Genomic DNA, 18763 nt, shown 5'->3' with positions numbered 1-18763 from the left:
CGTTATATGTACCGACCCCGGGTACGCTGCATGCGGGACCGATCGGCTTTGGCCCACGTCGTTTTCGGGCTTCGTCACAAGGGGGCGATACCGCACGAAAGCCGCGGATGCGCTGCGGGGTCTGATCGGTTCGCAGCAAACCTAGGGATGGCTGCTACGAGCGTGCCGTCCAGATGCCGACGAGCGCGGCCAGTGACACGAGCATGAGAAACCCGTTCATCACTAGGAGCAACGTCGCTGGCAGGCGCTTGATGTCCGGTCGTGGCGGCGGGGCGCCTGCGCCCATCTCTCGCCACACCGCAGCGGCGAAGCAAAAGGCGCTGAACAAGATCAGCATGGTCCCGGTCGCCGTCGCCAGCCACGGGAACACGACGTCCTTGAGCAGCGCGCGCGCGCCGATACCGGAAGCGAGCGCCGCCAGTCCGGTACGCACCCAGGCAGCATAGGTGCGTTCGCCGGCGAGGATTGTGCGGTCCGCGGCAAGCTCTGTGCGACGGTCGGCGCTGTCCACCTGCTGGACTGCGCTGTCCTTCAGCTTGCTCGCGCTCTCCGCCAGCTTCGCATGGGCCCGATCGGCGTCGTGCGGCGCGTCCATCAGCCAGCGGTAACGGCGATGCGATGCCAGGCAGTCGAGAGATAGCCGGCGAAGTTCCAGATCGGCTCGGGCCGTTCGGGCTGCATCTGCCCGGCACCGTCAACGGCGCGCACGATCAGGACGTGGAGTCCGGGAGACAGATCGACCGTGACGTGCCACTGCGTCCAGCTCCAAGGCGCATCGGGTTTTGCAGTCAGTTCCGCCTGCAGCCAGTCGGTGCCGCCATTGACGGAGACCTCGACGCGGGTGACCGCTCGGCCGAAGGCGACCGCATAACCCGCGATTTCGCACGCGCCGGCGCTGACATGCGCGCCGTCCACCGGCGCGCAGATCGCAGCATTGAGCGGCATCTCCTCGATAGTCAGACCCCGATCCCAGTCTGCGTCCTCCTTCGCTACCGACGCCGGAAAGAGCTTGTAGTCCTTAGCCTGGATCGGCGCATCGGACGGGCGATCGCGCACCTCGATGCGCGTCAGCCACTTGGCGCTACGAACGCCCGCATAACCCGGCACGACGAGCCGCAGCGGTGCGCCATGTTCGGGGGCCAGCGCCTCGCCATTCATGGCCCAGACGATCAGCACGTCGGGCTCTAGCGCCTTGGCGATCGAGATCGAGGCACCGAACGGTGCCGTCTCACCATCGACATCCACGTTGTCGGCCCCCGTAGTGCCGACGAACGACGCGCCGTCCTGGATGCCGGCTGCGGCGAGCACGTCGCACAGTGCGACGCCGGTCCACGCCGCATTGCCAATCGCGCCCACGTCCCAGGGATCGCCCGAAGTCTTTTCCACGTCTTGAAGATGTGCCCGACGATTGCCGGCGCACTGCATGGTCGCGGTCACTGTCCGGGTCGCAAATGCCGTTTGAAGTTCGGCAACCGTGTAGGAGCGCGGGCGGTCGACTAAGCCGTCCAGCGCTATACGATGATCGTCGGCCAGTTCCGGCGTTGGTCCGTGACTGCGGATGTAGAAGTTCGCCTGCGGCGTCAGGAAGGACGTGATCAGTTTATCCGGGGGCGTTTCCGCATTGAGCGGCTCCGGACAGCGGAGGATCAGATTCTGTTCGGCGCGATCGGATGCGGTCATGCAAGCGGCCTACCATGATGAAATCAGTAGCGAAATCGATCGTTTTGCTGGGCGATGTCACCCAGACTCTTTCGATAGCCTATCCCTTTCTAGACGGCGGTGGAGCGATCACCATGCCGTCGCGCGAAAGGCGCCGAGCGCCAGACAGCCTTTCCCGTAGATCGTCGCGATGTGGCTGGACTTGCTACGACGGCTTTGTCCCAAAAGTCGTCGCTAGGTACTAGGGATGACGGAAAACCCTGTCGCCATCGCAGATGCGCGACAAACGGGTGATTTGCGCCGCCTGAACCCGGATGAGGGCGCTTAACGTATATCTGGGTCCGTTCTATGTACCGACCCCGAAGAGGGGGCGATCCGAATGATCCGTCCCGAGTGGAACATGCAAGGGCTGGGTGAATGCCCGGCATCTGTAACGGGCACCCCGGAATCCGCCAGCCCACTTGTTGGCATGTGAACATGATAGCACGAGAACACGATGGAACGTGAACACGTGTCTGGCATGTAGAGGTTGGTAGCAAAGCCTATCGGTGAGTTTTGGGGTAGCGGCTCACCTTTGGGCCGACGCGCTGAAATCTACCAGCACGGGCAGTTCGGGAATTCCGCCGCGCAGCTTTGCCCGTCGTACAATGCTGTGCTGGTCGATCAGGTTCTGTGCGTCGCGCTTGCCGCTGGACGTTTTTGGGAACCAGTGGAGTGCCACCCGTTCGACCTTGCGCCCGTTCTTGATCGGCGTGAAATCGACATAGAAGGGGCAAAGCTTGTTAATTTCCTCGACAGCCACCTTCAGACAATATTTGTTCATATCAGCGAAGCGTTCGAGTTTACCTTCAGGCACGTTAAGCAGGCCGCGCAGCTCTTCGATCGTAAACTCCTCTTTCTGTTTGTATTCGAGACCAATGCGCCGCTCGATCATTTCATAGAGACAAAGTGCGTATTTTGACTCGAAGCAATACATTACCTGCGTCTTGAGACGGGCATAAACCTGACTGTTCCGCAGTATCTCGATCAGCTCTTCTGGGATACGATAGTGAAGGAAGCCGTCCTTTTCGAGGCTTTCATCACTTGGGCCGAGCAGCTGGACACGGCGCTTGTAGCTCTTGCCATCCTTGCGGATCGTGACGATCGCGATGGTGCCCATGAGGCGCAGCAGTGAACTCTCTATGCGCTCGTTGCCTTGGTGCGTCCCTTTCAGTCCGGATTTCGCAATGCGATGGATGATCGGCTCGCCAATGCGTTCCCAGGCATTGGCGATCAGCAGGTTGTAGATACGGCGATCCGCGAGGGTGAGGGGGCTTAGCTCTACAATATCGACCAACTCGCCGGGCTTGACGATTTCACCGTAGTTGGCGGGATCAAAAGGATTTCCACGTCCCTTCTGGGCCAGCGTGCGGAATGTCATATCGACCACGGCAGGTTGCGACATAGGCTTGACCAACGGTGAGCTAGAGGAACTTACCAACTCACCCTAATCACGAAAAGTGAGCTAGGCAAATGTTTCAGCTCCCCCGTGGAGTAGAGAGGCGGATACCCCAAAACTCACCGATCCTTTTAACCCAACCATTGGGGTACCCCAACACTCACTGGACCCTGCCCGAACACTCACTTTTACCGACCCCAAAGCTCACCGCATGCTACCCCGAAACTCACGCGAATCGACCCCAACGCTCACTGTTGGAGTCATTTTTCGGCAGAAATACGGACCTTTCAGGGCTCCGAATCTTGAATCAGAAGAATTAGAGAATCTGAACGGCGAAAGGTGAGCTTTGGGGTGGCGAGCCTGTGGATAACCACCGTCAGAATAGGCAAATGGAATCGGCCTAATGGCCGATGCACTATTCGTCTCGTGCCGGCTGCGCTGTCACCAGAGCGGCGCAAACGCCGCGTGCTTAGCGGAAAAAGAAGAAAGGCGAGCTGGCGACCAGATACTACGCCAGAGCCGACCAAGAGCGCCATGAGGGCAGGGAAGAGGGCTTTGCCACGATCCGCACCCTTGCAGCACCGAACCTCGCTGTTGGTGCTTAAATCAGCTCCTTCGCGATCGGTTTCGTAGATCGTCAATCCGATCACCAGCTCCGTCACCTTCGGAAGGTGAGGCGCTACCCCAAAACTCACCTTTCGCGCATCGTCACGCAGGATCGAACAGGCCGGTGAACTCGCGTTGATCGTAATAACGGATCTTCTCGACTGCGAGCGGGTGTTCACCCTGGCGCAGCAGCAGGAGTTGATCGGGCCGCATCCGCATGATTTCGTCTGGCGTGGCGAGCCGGCGGGCCGAAACGTGCCCGCTGACGCTCTCCGAAGGCCCGGCGCGATTTTCGCCCCAGCCCGTACCGCGTGACGTGCTGACGGTATCGTATTCGATCGTCGTGTCGCCGATCGTGCGCGAGAGCATGTCGGCGGTCGCATGATCGTTGACCCCGAACGTCTGGATTACGCCGGCGTTGGACATGAACGTGCCGGCGCGTTCGCCATAGGTGGCTTTGAGCTGATGCATGTCCTGAAGGATCGGCCAGAGCTGGAGGCCGTAACCCGCCATCAGCCCCATTGCGCGCTCGACAGGTTCGAGGCGGCCGAGCGCGGCGAACTCATCGAGCAGGAACAGAACAGGCCGGGCAGGGCGGGCGGTGGACCGGGCCATGTCGGTGACGGCCTGGCTCACCAGCAGCCGCAGCCAGCGGGCATAAGTATCGAGCCGATCGGGCGGCAGGCACAGGAACACCGTGGCTGTCGTGTCCTTCAGCCCCGCGAAGGTGAAATCGGACGCGGCCGTACTGGCGACGATGCGTTGGCTGTCGAGAAAGTGGGTATGGCGCTGCGCCGAAGACAGGACGCCTGCTGCTTCGCGATCGGACTTGCCGAGCTGGCGGTTGGCGGCGCGGGCGATCAGGCCACCGGCGCCGACGCTGTCCTGCATATCGGCCAGCAGCGCGGCAAAGCCGGCGGGGGCGAGCGTCAACTTGTCGCGTACCGTCGCCAAGGGCATCTTCGGTTATGGCGAGATCGCGACCGACATTCCGTTCCTGCTGGCCGGAGCGATCCTATTCCTGGCTTGGCGCTTCAACCGGCGTGCCGCCAACCAGCACAACGATCTGCTCGGCTCCGCACGTTTCGGTGACCGTGCCGACGTGCGGAAGCTGGAAGCGAACGGAGATCTTCTGATCGGCCGCTCGGCGAAGTCGGGAAAGCTGCTGCATTACGACGGCGCGGCGCATCTCCTGACGATGGCACCCACCCGCTCGGGCAAAGGCGTGGGTACGATCATTCCCAACCTGCTGCTGCTCGACCGCTCGGTGATCTGCATCGACCCCAAGGGCGAGAACGCCCGTGTCACCTCCCGCGCGCGTGCCGCCAAGGGCCAGGTCTGGTGCCTCGATCCATTCGGCGTGTCGGGTCAGCCCCCTGCCCGCTACAATCCGCTCGACCGGCTCGATCCCGCCAGCCTCGATCTCGCGGAAGATGCCAACACCCTCGCCGACGCGCTGGTGCATGACGCGCCGGGGCAATCGGGCGAAGCCCACTGGAACGAGGAAGCCAAGGCTCTGATCGCCGGGCTGATCCTACACACCGTCATCCACGAACCTGCCGATCGCCGCGTGTTGAGCCAGGCGTTGCTCGCCATCAGCACCACGAAGGCGACGAAGACCGCGAGTAGTGGGCTGATCCGTCGCCGGGGCATCAGTGCGCCGCCATCGGCGTGACCGGCAGGGACCGGTCGGCGTCGGGATGATCGAGCAGCCGGAGCAGGATTTGCGAGACCAGGGAGGGGGCACGCCCTCGTCCAGCATCATCGCGAAAAACGCATCGTCGTTGGGCGTCGGGATCATGTCCTCGATGACCAGGTTGGCGCGCGAGTCCGCCATGTCTTCGTGCCACATCGCGATTTCCGTTGGCGTGCCGCGCACGAAATCCATCGCGCGGACCTGGCAGCGGATCGTCTCGATATCGAAATCGCTCATTGCGCCTCGCTCCCTTCCGCCTCTGCGTCGAACGCGCGTTTTCCGCGTCTTTTCCATAGCGCCAGTATGTCGCCAGAATCGTCGTGACGACCACGCCCGGCAAGATCGAGCAGCGCGCCGTAAAGGGTGGCACGATCGTCGTCGGTCAGCTCGACCAGGCCCGCTTTTTGGACGAGGCCGCCTAGCTCAATCAGGTGGCGTGTTCGTTCGCGACGTTGCACGACCCAGCCCCTGCTATCCGTTCGCCGTTCCGCCGCTTCCGCCCGCAGCGTCGCCGCCCGATTCAGTCGCAGCGCCCGATCCGTCGATCGCAGCAGCGCCGCCACCTTTGCGCCCGCGCCGTTGAAAGAAGGCCGCGCCCTTTGCGCGCCATGCCTCCTTCGCGCTGGCGTCCTTTGATCCGATCGCATCGAGCAGCACGCCGGCTAGGGTTTCCGCATCAAGCGCATCGGCACCAGTGGCAGCGACGAGCTGGCCTAGCTGTTCAACCCGCTTCGCCTTGAGCGAGCGGGCCTTGTCGTTCAGCGCCTTTAGCTCAGCATCGTAATCGCGAACCTTCCTCATACCTTTTTCCTCACAAAGCGGATCGCGGCGCGAGCAGGATTACACCCGCCCCAACGATGCACATGGTTGCACCGATCATATCCCACCGATCGGGCGCACGATGCTCAACCAGCCACAGCCACAACAAAGACGAGAGGATATAGACGCCGCCATAGGCAGCATACGCCCGCCCGGCCGCATCAGAATCGACGCGGGTCAACAAGAAGGCGAATAGCGCCAGCGAGACCATCCCCGGCGCAATCCACCACGCCGATCGCCCAAGCTTCATCCATGCCCAGAAAGCAAAGCAGCCGGCGATTTCAGCAAGTGCCGCAGCGAGGTAGATCGCACTGGTCATCGTCAGTGAACCTAATGTCGGCATCGCCTCACTTCCGCATCTTGATGCCACCACTTTAACGCACCCGGCATGAGGGTAAAGCAGGAAAGGGCAAACACAGGCACCAAGTCAATCAGGAGATGCGCAGCAGATCGGGAGTGCGCGCTTATACGTCGTTGCCAACGTGCGCTAAGTAGGGCAGTGTGCGGAGCGTCATGGCGATCTATCATTTCTCCGCCAAAGTTGTGAGCCGCGCAAACGGATCGAGCGCCGTCGCGAGCGCCGCCTATCGTTCCGCATCTGAGCTGCACGACGATCGGTTGAACCGCGATCACGACTTCAGCAACAAGGCGGGCGTGATTCACTCCGAGGTGATGTTGCCGGAGGGCGCACCAGAGCGTTTAAACGATCGCACGACGCTGTGGAACGAGGTTGAGGCAGGCGAGAAGCGCAAGGACGCGCAGCTTGCCCGTGAGGTGGAGTTCTCGATTCCGCGTGAGATGAACGAGAAGCAGGGCGTCCAGCTCGCACGCGATTTCGTGAAGAAGCAGTTTGTCGATCGCGGGATGGTCGCTGATCTGAACGTGCATTGGGACAAGGCGAAGGACGGCACGCCCAAGCCGCACGCGCATGTCATGCTTGCGATGCGCGACGTGGGGCTGGAGGGGTTCGGGAAGAAGAACCGCGACTGGAACTCGACCGAGCTTTTGAAGGACTGGCGCGAGGCGTGGAGCGCTCACGTTAACGAGCGCATGGCCGAGCTGGGGATTGAGGGTCGCATCGACCACCGCAGTTACGAGGCGCAGGGGATCGGGCTGGAGCCGCAGCACAAGATCGGCCCGGCCGCATCGCGTCGTCCGGAGCAGGGGCTTGAGGCGGAGCGGATCGAGGATCACACGCGCATCGCTCGTGAGAACGGCGAGAAGATCATCGCCGATCCCAATGTCGCGCTGGACGCCCTCACGCGGCAGCAGGCCACGTTCACCGTCCGTGACCTTGCGACGTTCGCGTTCCGGCACAGCGACGGCAAGGAGCAGTTCGACCAGGTGATGGGGGCGGTGCGCGCCAGCCCTGAGCTGGTCGCATTGGGGAAGGATGGACGCGACCAGGAGCGGTTCACGTCGCGCGACATGATTGCGGTGGAGAACCGGCTTGAGCGTGCCGGCGACGATCTGGCGGGCCGGGGCGAGCATGGCGTCGCCGATCGGCATCGTGACGTCGCGATCGGCGCGGCCGAGGGGCGTGGCCTTGTCCTGTCGGGCGAGCAGCGCGACGCCTTCGATCATGTGACCGGCGACGCGGGGCTGGCGTCCGTCGTCGGCTATGCCGGCAGCGGCAAGTCGGCGATGCTTGGCGTGGCGCGCGAGGCATGGGAGGGGCAGGGTTACACGGTTCGCGGCGCGGCGTTGTCGGGCATTGCGGCCGAGAACCTTGAGGGCGGATCGGGCATCCAGTCCCGCACCATCGCTAGCCTGGAACACGCATGGGGGCAGGGCCGCGAGCAGCTAGGCCCCAAGGACGTGCTGGTAGTGGACGAGGCTGGCATGATCGGCTCGCGCCAGATGGAGCGGGTGCTGTCCCAGGCACGCGATGCTGGGGCCAAGGTCGTGATGGTCGGCGATCCTGAGCAGTTGCAGGCGATCGAGGCGGGCGCGGCGTTCCGCAGCGTCACCGAGCGGCACGGCGCGGCCGAGATCACCGAGATACGCCGGCAGCGCGAGGACTGGCAGCGCGACGCCACACGTGCGCTGGCGACCGGGCGCACCGGCGAGGCGATCCACGCCTATGACGGCAAGGGCACGGTCCACGCGGCCGACACGCGCGAGGCGGCGCGGGGCGCGCTGGTCGATGGTTGGGATCGCGCGCGCCAGACCGAGCCGGGCAAGAGCCGCATCATCCTCACCCACACCAACGCCGAGGTGCAGAGCCTCAATGGCGAGGCGCGCGACCGGTTGCGCGCGAGCGGCGACCTTGGCGATGACGTGACGGTGAAGGCCGAGCGCGGCGAGCGGCAGTTCGCGACCGGCGACCGCATCATGTTCCTTCGCAACGAGCGCGGCATGGGGGTCAAGAACGGCACGCTGGCGACGATCGAGCGGGTATCGCCCGAGGGCATGGCGGTGCGCCTCGATGACGGGCGCGGGGTCGCGTTCGACACCAAGGATTATGCCCATGTCGATCACGGCTATGCGGCGACGTTCCACAAATCCCAAGGCGTGACGGTCGATCGCGCCCATGTCCTCGCCACTCCGGGCATGGACCGCCACAGCGCCTATGTCGGCATGTCGCGGCACCGCGACGACGTGCAGCTTCACTATGGCCGCGACGACTTCACCGACCAGCGCCAGCTTGTTCGCGCTCTGTCGCGCGAACGCGGCAAGGACATGGCGGGCGATTACGCTAAGCCCGAGCAGGATCAGGCGCGGGCGTTCGCCGATCGGCGCGAGATCCGGTTCCCGGAACTCGCACGCCAGATGGTCGAGAAGGTGCGCGACAAGGCCAAGGGCATGTTTGCCGGTTTCCGGCCAAAGCCGGCTGTCGCGAAAGAGGGGGCGATTAACACTGCCCGCGATCACGGGCAGGGGGGTCCGATTAACACCGCCCGTGATCGCAGCCAGGGGGGTCCGATTAACACCACCTTGGACGTCTCTCAGGCCAAGGCGATCGAACGCTATGCACGTGCCGCGGGCGATATCGGCCGGATGCGCAACAAGGGTCTGCCCGTGCTGCCGCATCAGGAGAGCGCTTTGCAGAAGGCTGGCGAGAGGCTGGACGCGACCCGTCCCCATGCCGCGCGCGACCTTGCATCGGCGCTTGCGCGTGATCCGAAGCTTATCGAGCAGGTGTCGGGCGGCAATACAGTTGGCGCGGCACGCGCGATGGCCGACGAGAAGCGTGTGCGGCTAGACCCGGACGCGCGTGCCGAGCGGTTCGTGGAAGGCTGGCAGAAAATGCAGCAGGCGCGGGCAGGCATGGAGCGGGCCGGCGACAGTGCCGGTGCCGAGCGGTTGCGCGAGCGGATGGAGAAGGCGGCGGGCGGGCTGCACCGTGACCCGCAGCTCGAATCCGCACTGCGTCGCCATGCACCCGACCTGGCGCTGAAGCAGGAAAGCGAGCGGTCGATCGGCGATGCGCTGTCGTCGTCGCTCGATCGTGGGCGCGACCGGGATCGGGGGATGAGCCGGTGACGGTTCGTGCTTTCGGGTACGATCCGGTTTGTGGTTTCATGCAGTAAAGGGGAAGAAGTGCATGAGTGACGATCACGAACCGGACGCCGCAGCGGAGGCGTTTGAAGGTGTCCGCGGTGAGCTTGCGCTGTTGCGCCGCGCCGTCGAGCGGCTGTCCGCGGAGCGCGCCGAGGTGCCGGAGATACCCGATTACAGCGAGACGCTGGGGAAAATGGCGAAGGCGCTCAACGCGACCATGCAAAATGTCGGCGTGCTGGCGAAAACGGCCGAGGACAATGTCGCGCCGCGCTATGTCGCCGACCGGATCGTCGCGGCTGGCGGCCATGCCCGCGACGAGGATCGGCGCATGATCGCGACCGCCGGTGAGAAGATGGACAAGGCGACGACCGCTTTGCACGGTATCGGCGGTTCTGCCCGCCGTGCGGACGAGCAGCGCCGTACCTTGTGGCAGGTCGGTGCGGGAGCGTGCCTGGGCGGGGCGCTGCTATGGACGATCGTGCCGGGGATCATCGCGCGCGAGCTCCCGGGGAAGTGGCAGGTGCCCGAGTGGATGGCAGCGCGCACGCTTGACCTACCGAAATGGGAAGCCGGGCAGCGCCTCATGCGAGCTGCTGGGCCGGATGCTTTCGCCAACATCGCGGCAGCCGATCGGATCATCACCGCAAATCGCAAGGCTGTGCAAGCCTGCTACAAGATAGCTGTGAGGACTAAGAAGACGGTGCGCTGTACCATCGAGATCAGTCGGGATGACGTGGCGGCAAGAAGTGCGATCGTCAGCTCCACGGATTGAAGTGCCCAAGCGGTGCAAGCCGATCATTCCACCGGACAGCAGCGATGCGCTATGCGGAAGGGGCAAGTGCTTCGATGATCCGGCAGTCGGCGACGGTGTTGCGGCTACAGGAATCTATTAGCGCGTCGAGTTCACCAGCAAGCGCGGTGAGGTCTGCAATTTTGCGTCTAATCGCGTCGCGGTGTTGGTTGGCAACGACATCGACGGCGATGCAGGACTGATCGCGCCGATCGGCAAGCCCCATAAGCTCGCGCACCTGATCGATTGAAAAGCCAAGATCACGCGCGCGACGGATGAAGGACAGGCGGCGTAGATGCGCGCCCTCATAGGTCCGATAGTTCCCCGCCGATCGCTCAGGAGCCGGCAGCAAGCCAATCTGCTCATAGTAGCGGATCGTCTCGACTTTCGTGCCGGTCGCACCAGCCAGTTTTCCGATCGTCAGTTTCTCAGACACAGCGCTTGACCCTCTAGCGACTAGAGGGTGCATATAGGCTGTCAGATCGATTCTATCGAGGTGGCGAATATGGCCTGCACAAGCTGCGCGTCCGACAAGGCGGACACTCTCAACGACCCTAAGTGGCGGCGCGCGCTATGGATTGCGCTCGCCATCAATGGCGGCATGTTCGTTATCGAGATCGTTGCCGGCATCACGGGTGGATCGAAGGCGCTGCAAGCCGACGCGCTCGACTTTTTTGGGGATACTGCGAACTACGCAATCAGCCTTGGCGTTGCCGGAATGGCGATAGCCTGGCGCGCACGCGCTGCGATGTTGAAGGGGGCGACGCTTGCTTTGCTAGGCGTCTATGTCTTGTTCGCGGCGGGATGGGGGGCGCTCCACGAAGCAACGCCCCATGCCGAAATTATGGGCGTGGTCGGCATCGCCGCGTTGATCGCGAACCTTGTAGTCGCGGTCATGCTGTACCGCTTTCGAAGCGGTGATGCGAACATGCGGTCAGTGTGGATTTGCTCGCGTAACGACGCGATTGGCAACATCGCCGTCGTACTGGCCGCAGGCGGAGTGTTCGGCCTCAACAGCGCGTGGCCTGATCTCGCCGTCGCCACCTTGATGGCTGTGTTGGGAATATCGGGCGGTGTTCAGATCATGCGGCAGGCACGCGCCGAAATGCGTAGCGAGCCCTCACCCGCCCCCGCTACTTACCAGCAGTCGTTACATGGCAGTCGGTAAGCTGCTAAGGCGCGGGCCGATGCACCGCCTCTCCGCCCTGTTCCTCAGTTTCATGCTCGTGCTTATGCTCGGGCTTGGATCAGTCGCGCATGCGACCGAAGGCGTGACGTGCGTTGATACCACAGCGGTCAGCTCCCTCGATCATTGCGACGGCGATGCCGACCAAGTGCCGGCAGACGCCGACAAGGCTTATCCTCACCATCATGGTGGTTGCCACGGCCATCATGTCGGCGTGCCGATCGCGTCCGATTCAACCGGACCAGCCAGCAGCGTTCGTATGACTGCATCGATGTGGCGCAATGCGCCCAAGGCCCCGGTAGCGTCGGACCCAGCCCTACGTCCTCCCCAAGCCTGACCAACGCCTAATTCCGCCGGGAAAGCCCGTGCGGATGCCCAAGGTTCGTCAGGAGTCCGTTACCCATGCACCGTTTTATTGCGGCCTTATTGGCCGTGGCGTCGTGCGCGTCGATCGCACAGGCGCAGTCAGCCGATCCAACATCGACCAGTCCCCCGCTCACCCTTGAGCAGGCGCTTTCGCTTGCCGGAGCCAGCGCCCCCAGCCTTGAGGCTGCCACGGCTGGCGTCCGGGCAGCACAAGCAGGCCGCACGGTTGCCGGCTACCGCCCGAACCCGTCGATCGTCGCCGAGACCGAGAACATTGCCGGCAGCGGCCAATATCGCGGTCTTCGAAGCGCCGAGACAACGGCAGGTCTGGCACTACCGATCGAGTTGGGTGGCAAACGATCGGCACGGATCGCTGTCGCAGATGCGATTGGTAATCGAGCGAGGATAGGCACGGCGTTGGCCGAGGCTGATCTACGGCTTGCCATCACGCAGCTCTACATCGAGGCGACCGCAGCGGAACGCCGACTGGTGACCGCGCGCGAGCAGGCCGGTATCGCCCGCGAAGCATCGCGCGCAGCCGGCGTCCGCGTTCAAGCGGGGCGAGCATCACCGCTCGAACAGCAGCGCGCCGATGTATTGCGGATCAACGCGGAGACGGCTGTGGAGCGCGCAGAGCGGCTTGCCGAGGTCGCCCGAAGCAATCTTGCCCGACGGATCGGCCAACCCCTCACGGGACCGTTGGACTTGGTGTGGTTCGGCCGTGTCGAGGGCTTTGGTCCAGCGCGGCCGATCGAGACCGCCGGGACGCTGGCATTGGCGGCGACACGCGCGGACGTGACAACGGCAGAGGCACAGGTGCGGCTTGCTAGGTCGCAGCGCATTCCCGACGTGACACTCAGCGCCAGCGCACGACGGCTTGAGGCTACGAACGACGTGGCAGCGGTGTTCGGGCTGTCGATCCCGTTCCCACTGTTCAACAACGGCAAGGCGGCAGTGGCGCAGGCGCGGGCGCAGACTGATCAGGCGCAGGCGCTACGTCGCGCGGCCGAGCTGGATACCGCGCAGGATATCGCAAGCGCACAGGCGAACGTCGCGAATGCCGCGACGACCGCTCGCAACGCCAGCGGGCCGGCATTGGCGTCGGCAAGCGAAGCCGCTCGGATCGCCCGGATCGGCTACCGGGAGGGCAAGTTCGGTCAGCTCGATTTGCTCGATGCCGAACGTACCCTGTCCGAAACACGAACCGCCGCGATCGATGCGCTCGCCACCTATCACGACGCCAAGGCACGCCTCGAACGGCTCGTTGCCGCAGCGCCCTCGACCGAGGAAACCAATCAATGACGAAGACCATCATGCGGGCGCTCGCGCCTGTGACCCTGGCTGTCCTCCTTGCCGGATGCGGCGGGGGTGGCAACGGCGAGGCCGGTGAGAAAGCCGGAGCCGAGAAGACCGAAGGTGCCGAGGCCAGCGAAGCCAAGGAGGGTCCAAAGGATATCGTCACCCTGTCCGCGCAGCAGATTGCGGATGCCGGGATAGAGGTTACGCGTCCTACAGTAGGCGGCGTGGCCGGAGCGATCGAGCTATCGGCAACGATCGAGGGCGATCCTCAGGGTGTGCAGGTTGTGTCCACCTCCGTAGGCGGTCGGCTCGTTTCCCTCACCAGCAATCTCGGGCAGTCAGTCAGCCGGGGAGACCCGCTGGCTATCATCGAAAGCCGGGAAGCGGCATCACTGAAAGCGGAGGTAGAAGCCGCGCGCGCGCGTTCCGCACTCGCCCAATCAAACCTTCGCCGCGAACAGCGCCTGTTCGCTGAACGTGTTTCGCCAGAGCAGGATCTGGTCGCAGCGCGGACGGCAGCGACGGAGGCCAGCATTGCCCTTCGCCTCGCGCAGCAGCAATTGTCAGCGACGGGCAGCGGAGGCGGCGCGCTCAACCGCATCGCGGTTCGCTCGCCGATCGCCGGCCAGGTCATCGCGAGATCCGCTACACTCGGGCAGGCGGTCGCGGCCGATGCAGAGCTGTTCCGCGTCGCCAACCTGTCGAAGGTCACTGTAACCACCTCACTCGTCCCCACCGATGCCGGTCGGGTGAAACCCGGCGTGCGTGTCGAAGTGACGGCACCGGGGCGGCGTCAGGAGGGGCGCGTCACGTTCGTATCCCCCATTCTGGACGAGACGACCCGATTGGTGCCGGTGATCGCTACCCTCGACAACGCCGGCAGCACATGGCGCGTCGGCGAAACGGTCAACGTATCGATCCTCGTTCCTGCGACCGGGGACCGCACCGTCGCCGTGCCATCGGCCGCAGTGCAGATGATCGAGGACAAGTCGTTCGTGTTCGTCCGCACTGCGACAGGATTCCGGGCAATTCCCGTGACGCTTGGTCGCACCAACGGCGGGCAAGTCACCGTAACGGCAGGCCTTACCGGCTCGGAGCGCATCGCTTCCACCAACAGCTTCACGCTCAAGGCCGAACTCGGCAAGGGTGCAGGCGGGGATGAGGACTGAGCCATGATCGGTCGCATCGTCACCCTCTCCGTCGAGAAGCGCTGGCTCGTCCTGCTTCTCACCATCGCGGCTGCATTGCTCGGGATTGGCGCGCTGCGTCAGCTTCCGATCGACGCCGTACCCGACATCACCAATAACCAGGTGCAGATCAATGTCGTTGCTCCTGCCCTCTCCCCCGATCAGATCGAGAAGCAGGTTGCGTTCACGGTCGAAACCGCGCTCGCGGGCATTCCTGGCCTTGAATATACCCGCTCGCTAAGTCGCAATGGCTTTGCCCAGATCACAGCGGTTTTCGGTGAAAAGACCGATATCTACTTTGCGCGAGCGCAGGTCGCGGAACGTCTGCGAACCGCTGAGGAAGACCTTCCCGAAGGTGTGAACCCCGAGATGGGGCCGATCGCTACGGGCCTCGGCGATATCTTCATGTGGACGGTCGAATATCGCGAGCTGGACCAAGTTCACCACCGCAACGGCGAACCCGGCTTGCAGCGCGATGCCAGCTATATCACCCCCGAGGGGGATCACCTTGTCAGCGACGCCGACAAGGCGACCTATCTGCGCACCGTACAGGATTGGATCGTCACGCCGCAGCTCAAAAGCACGGCCGGGCTTGCTGGCGTCGACTCCCTTGGTGGCTACACCAAGGAATATCTCGTTATTCCGGACATACAGCGCATGGCGGCAATGCGGCTAACGCTTCAGGATCTCACCACCGCCCTTCAGCGCAGCAATACCAGCGCGGGCGCTGGCGTGGTCAACCGCAACGGAGAAGGGCTGGCGGTTCGATCGGATGGGCGTGTTCGCAACGCCGACGAGCTGGCACGTACCGTCGTTGCCACCCGCGAGAGCGTTCCGATCCTGCTTAACCAGATCGCGACCGTTCGCACCGGGCAGGCGCTACGCATGGGATCGGCGTCAGAAAACGGCCATGAAGTTGTCGTCGGCACCGCGGTTATGCGGATCGGGGAGAATAGCCGCACGGTATCGACCGGCGTTGCCGAACGGCTGACGCAGATCGGCCGCTCTTTGCCGGTCGATGTTGTCGTGAAGCCGGTCATGAACCGGACCGAGCTGGTGAACTCCACAATTTCGACGGTTGCCCGCAACCTCGCCGAAGGTGCGGTGCTGGTAATCGTCGTTCTGTTTGCGCTGCTTGGCAATTTCCGCGCGGCGCTGATCGCGGCCTGCGTCATTCCGATCACGATGCTGCTGACCAGCATCGGCATGTTGGAGGCGGGCGTTTCCGCAAATCTGATGAGCCTTGGTGCGCTCGACTTTGGTCTGATCGTAGATGGCGCGGTCATTATTGTGGAGAACGCATTACGGCGTTTGGGCGAGGCGCAGCATGGTCGTGATGACGTGCTGACCATCGAGCAACGTCTCGGGATTGTCGCGGCGTCGGCGCGCGAGATGATCCGGCCATCGGTGTACGGGCAGGCTATCATCATCCTTGTCTATGCGCCGTTGCTCACCTTCACGGGTGTCGAAGGCAAGATGTTCGAGCCGATGGCGCTCACGGTCATCATCGCTCTGGTGTTCGCCTTCATCCTATCGCTGACCTTCATACCGGCAGCGATTGCGATCTGTCTCAGCAAGCGGGTCGAGGAGAAGGAAAGCCGCGTCGTCACCTTCCTCCGGAAACGTTATGAGCCGGGACTTGATGCGGCAATGCGCCGACCCACCCTCACCATCGGCGTCGCGATCGGTGCGCTGGCACTCGCCGGGGCCGCTTTTACGACATTGGGGCAGGAGTTCTTGCCGCAGCTCGATGAGGGCAACATCCTCGTGCAGGCGGTCCGCATCCCGGGCACATCGGTCGATCAGAGCCAGGCGATGCAATTCCAGGTGGAAAAGGCACTCGCCAAGGCCCCTGAGGTCCGCTTCGCCTTCTCGCGCACCGGCACGTCCGAAATCGCATCGGACCCGATGCCGCCTAACGCGACCGACACCTTCGTCATCCTGAAGCCGAAGAAGGAGTGGCCCGACCCCGGCCTGTCCAAGGAAGAGCTGGTCGAGCGGCTGGAAAAGCGGCTCTCCACTCTGCCCGGCAACGCCTATGAGATCACTCAGCCGATCCAGATGCGGTTCAACGAGCTGATTGCAGGCGTGCGCGGCGACATCGCGATCAAGGTCTTTGGCGACGACTTTGGCGAGATGAACGCGACCGCAGATCGGATAGCCGGCATCCTTCGAAAGACGCGGGGTGCAGCAGACGTGCGGGTTGAACAAACCGAAGGCTTGCCGATGCTCGATATCCGGCCGAACCGCACTGCCATGTCCCGCGTCGGGGTGACGGCGGGTGACGTGCAGGACACGGTTGCCGCAGCCATTGGCGGCCGACAGGCTGGCGTGATCTTTGAAGGCGATCGTCGCTTCCCCGTCGTGATCCGGATGGCCGAAAGCTCACGATCCGATCTGACGGCGGTTGCTCAGGTGCCGGTGCCGACCGGCAGTGGCGGCTTCGTACCGCTATCGACAGTGGCGGATATCGCCGTGGTCGATGGTCCCAACCAGATCAGCCGCGAGAACGGCAAGCGGCGTGTCGTGGTGCAGGCCAACGTGCGCGATCGAGACGTGGCCGGTGTCGTGGCTGATGCCCGGTCAGCCATCGACGCTCAGGTGAAATTGCCGCCTGGCACGTATCTCGAATGGGGCGGTCAGTTCGAGAACCTGGCATCTGCCCGCGATAGGCTTAGCGTTGTGGTGCCGATCTGCTTCGTGGTCATCATGTTCCTGCTCTACGGCGCGCTTGGCTCCGTCAGGGATGCGTTGATCGTGTTTACCGGCGTTCCGCTGGCGCTGGTCGGAGGCATCCTTGCGCTGGTGCTAAGAGGCATGCCGTTCTCCATTTCAGCGGCAGTCGGCTTCATCGCGCTATCAGGTGTCGCGGTTCTCAACGGGCTGGTCATGGTGTCGTCCATCCATGATCTGATGCGGCAAGGCATGGGTCGTGCGGTAGCGGCGCATCAAGGCGCTCTGGCGCGGCTCCGGCCAGTTGCGATGACGGCGCTCGTTGCGTCGCTTGGCTTCGTGCCGATGGCACTTGGTCATGGTGCTGGAGCCGAGGTGCAAAAGCCGCTGGCGACCGTCGTCATTGGTGGCCTGATATCCGCAACCTTGCTCACCTTGTTCGTGCTGCCGACGCTCTACGCTCGTTTCGGACGGCGCGAGCTGCCAGCCCCATCAGGGGGACACATCGAACTGCCGCCTTTGAGTCATGACAGCGTGAGGGCTTAAGCTATGCAGGCCGTTGCCTTCACGCTCATTCCCGTCGTCGCCGTACTGATCGGCTCGCTATTCGCGGTATCGAGACGGCCAAGTGATGCCTTCGTAAGCGCCATGCAGCACTTGGCGGCAGGCGTCGTGTTCGCCGCAGCGGCAGCCGAGATCCTGCCCCAGGTGATGCACGAAGGTTCACCGATCGCGACATTCACAGGCGGCGCGCTTGGCATTCTCGTGATGCTGTCGCTCAAAGCCCTTGAGGGTCGCGCCAGTGGACCGATCGCCATGCTCGGTGCGGTCGCGGTCGACATCCTGATCGACGGGCTTGTTCTCGGGTTGGCGTTCGTCGCTGGCGGGAAGGCCGGCGTGTTGCTGACGATCGCGTTGACGTTGGAGGTGCTGTTTCTCGGACTGACCGTGACCACCGAGTTGGGCGAGACGATCAAGTCCAAGGCGCGGATCATCGCGATTACGATGGGGATCGCGTTGTTGCTGCCGATCGGTGCGGCGATAGCGACTCCCGTTGCGACGTTTCCGCCCGTCGTCATCGCCGGGTTTCTCAGTTTCGGTTTGATGGCGCTGCTCTACCTTGTGACGGAAGAGCTATTGGTGGAGGCGCACGAGAAGCCCGATACCCCGCTTATCAGCGCCATGTTTTTCATCGGCTTTTTGGGATTGCTCCTGATCGAGGAGTTTTTGGGCTGACCGCTCGACGTGGAACGTCTTGGACCAATGATGATGACGTCGAGCTTCGTCGGCGTATCGAGGCCAAGCAGACTCTGGCGGTAATCGCACGCGAGATGGGCCGAACGATGGATGCGGTTCGGGGAAGAGCCTCAACCCTACGGGTAACTCTCCGCTCGTCACAGCGACCATGGCGCGACGGCGTGCCGCGGCGGGTAGATGTAGACTAGGAAAATAGGGGCGGCTGCCCGCCCCTATCCAGCTTTTAGCCGTGCTTCATGCCGCCCTTGGCATGATCGCAGCAGTCCGCGGCCTTGGCTTTTGC

The 18763-nt window shown here is 63.4% G+C and carries 14 protein-coding genes and 3 pseudogenes; 8 read left to right on the top strand and 9 right to left on the bottom strand.

What is annotated here, in order from left to right:
• Positions 1 to 154: 154 nt before the first annotated feature.
• From QP165_RS19515 to QP165_RS19500, 4 genes and pseudogenes are all read right to left on the bottom strand, one after another.
• Positions 155 to 595 carry a YidH family protein gene (locus QP165_RS19515; RefSeq protein WP_051916165.1) on the bottom strand — a complete coding sequence of 147 codons (441 nt, stop codon included), beginning with the start codon at positions 593 to 595 and terminating at the stop codon, positions 155 to 157.
• Positions 595 to 1680 (bottom strand): sulfite oxidase, encoded by a 1086-nt coding sequence (locus QP165_RS19510; protein WP_031392894.1) that lies wholly within the window; start codon positions 1678 to 1680, stop codon positions 595 to 597. The genes QP165_RS19515 and QP165_RS19510 overlap by 1 nt, the downstream gene beginning before the upstream one ends.
• A gap of 547 nt (positions 1681 to 2227) precedes the next feature.
• Positions 2228 to 3103: a replication initiation protein gene (locus QP165_RS19505; protein ID WP_031392895.1), complete on the bottom strand. Its 876-nt coding sequence runs from the start codon at positions 3101 to 3103 to the stop codon at positions 2228 to 2230.
• 702 nt (positions 3104 to 3805) lie between these two features.
• Positions 3806 to 4657: pseudogene (locus QP165_RS19500) on the bottom strand (type IV secretory system conjugative DNA transfer family protein); the annotation flags it as partial.
• 106 nt (positions 4658 to 4763) lie between these two features.
• On the opposite strand from QP165_RS19500, the pseudogene QP165_RS19495 reads away from it, so the two are divergent.
• A pseudogene (locus tag QP165_RS19495) lies at positions 4764 to 5282 on the top strand (type IV secretory system conjugative DNA transfer family protein); the annotation flags it as partial.
• 73 nt (positions 5283 to 5355) lie between these two features.
• On the opposite strand, the pseudogene QP165_RS19490 reads toward QP165_RS19495, so the two are convergent.
• From QP165_RS19490 to QP165_RS19475, 4 genes and pseudogenes are all read right to left on the bottom strand, one after another.
• Positions 5356 to 5636, bottom strand: a pseudogene (locus QP165_RS19490) (hypothetical protein).
• Positions 5633 to 5857 (bottom strand): conjugal transfer protein TraD, encoded by a 225-nt coding sequence (locus QP165_RS19485; protein WP_133032462.1) that lies wholly within the window; start codon positions 5855 to 5857, stop codon positions 5633 to 5635. The pseudogene QP165_RS19490 and the gene QP165_RS19485 overlap by 4 nt, the downstream one beginning before the upstream one ends.
• A 13-nt stretch (positions 5858 to 5870) precedes the next feature.
• Positions 5871 to 6200, bottom strand: coding sequence for a conjugal transfer protein TraD (locus tag QP165_RS19480; RefSeq protein ID WP_133032461.1), 330 nt, complete (start codon positions 6198 to 6200; stop codon positions 5871 to 5873).
• Positions 6201 to 6210: 10 nt separating this feature from the next.
• Positions 6211 to 6537 carry a YnfA family protein gene (locus tag QP165_RS19475; protein WP_333981227.1) on the bottom strand — a complete coding sequence of 109 codons (327 nt, stop codon included), beginning with the start codon at positions 6535 to 6537 and terminating at the stop codon, positions 6211 to 6213.
• A 194-nt stretch (positions 6538 to 6731) separates the two neighbouring features.
• Here QP165_RS19475 and traA point away from each other — a divergent pair, with 194 nt between their 5' ends.
• Positions 6732 to 9704, top strand: coding sequence for a Ti-type conjugative transfer relaxase TraA (gene traA, locus QP165_RS19470; RefSeq protein ID WP_056677703.1), 2973 nt, complete (start codon positions 6732 to 6734; stop codon positions 9702 to 9704).
• Between the two features lie 61 nt (positions 9705 to 9765).
• Positions 9766 to 10494 (top strand): DUF6118 family protein, encoded by a 729-nt coding sequence (locus QP165_RS19465; RefSeq protein WP_192143182.1) that lies wholly within the window; start codon positions 9766 to 9768, stop codon positions 10492 to 10494.
• A gap of 49 nt (positions 10495 to 10543) precedes the next feature.
• On the opposite strand, the gene QP165_RS19460 is transcribed toward QP165_RS19465, so the two are convergent.
• The gene (locus QP165_RS19460; protein WP_235516308.1) at positions 10544 to 10948 is read right to left on the bottom strand and encodes a MerR family transcriptional regulator; all 405 of its coding nucleotides are present in this window, start codon (positions 10946 to 10948) and stop codon (positions 10544 to 10546) included.
• A 69-nt stretch (positions 10949 to 11017) separates the two neighbouring features.
• On the opposite strand from QP165_RS19460, the gene QP165_RS19455 reads away from it, so the two are divergent.
• The 5 genes from QP165_RS19455 to QP165_RS19435 all read left to right on the top strand — a co-directional run bounded on the left by QP165_RS19455 (position 11018) and on the right by QP165_RS19435 (position 18459).
• A complete protein-coding gene (locus tag QP165_RS19455; RefSeq protein WP_055843156.1) occupies positions 11018 to 11680 on the top strand; it encodes a cation transporter in 663 nt (220 codons plus the stop codon).
• 420 nt (positions 11681 to 12100) lie between these two features.
• Positions 12101 to 13366 (top strand): TolC family protein, encoded by a 1266-nt coding sequence (locus QP165_RS19450; protein ID WP_055763290.1) that lies wholly within the window; start codon positions 12101 to 12103, stop codon positions 13364 to 13366.
• Positions 13363 to 14532, top strand: a complete 1170-nt coding sequence (locus tag QP165_RS19445; protein WP_055763292.1) for an efflux RND transporter periplasmic adaptor subunit — start codon at positions 13363 to 13365, stop codon at positions 14530 to 14532. The genes QP165_RS19450 and QP165_RS19445 overlap by 4 nt, the downstream gene beginning before the upstream one ends.
• 3 nt (positions 14533 to 14535) lie before the next feature.
• The gene (locus QP165_RS19440; RefSeq protein WP_056677697.1) at positions 14536 to 17769 is read left to right on the top strand and encodes an efflux RND transporter permease subunit; all 3234 of its coding nucleotides are present in this window, start codon (positions 14536 to 14538) and stop codon (positions 17767 to 17769) included.
• A 3-nt stretch (positions 17770 to 17772) separates the two neighbouring features.
• Positions 17773 to 18459, top strand: coding sequence for a ZIP family metal transporter (locus tag QP165_RS19435; RefSeq protein WP_055763298.1), 687 nt, complete (start codon positions 17773 to 17775; stop codon positions 18457 to 18459).
• Positions 18460 to 18763 lie beyond the last annotated feature (304 nt).

The organism is Sphingomonas sp. 22R3R2A-7 (assembly GCF_036856055.1).
Lineage (GTDB): Bacteria > Pseudomonadota > Alphaproteobacteria > Sphingomonadales > Sphingomonadaceae > Sphingomonas.
Note: the sequence above shows the minus strand (reverse complement) of the source record. Positions and strands in the feature narration are given on the sequence as shown.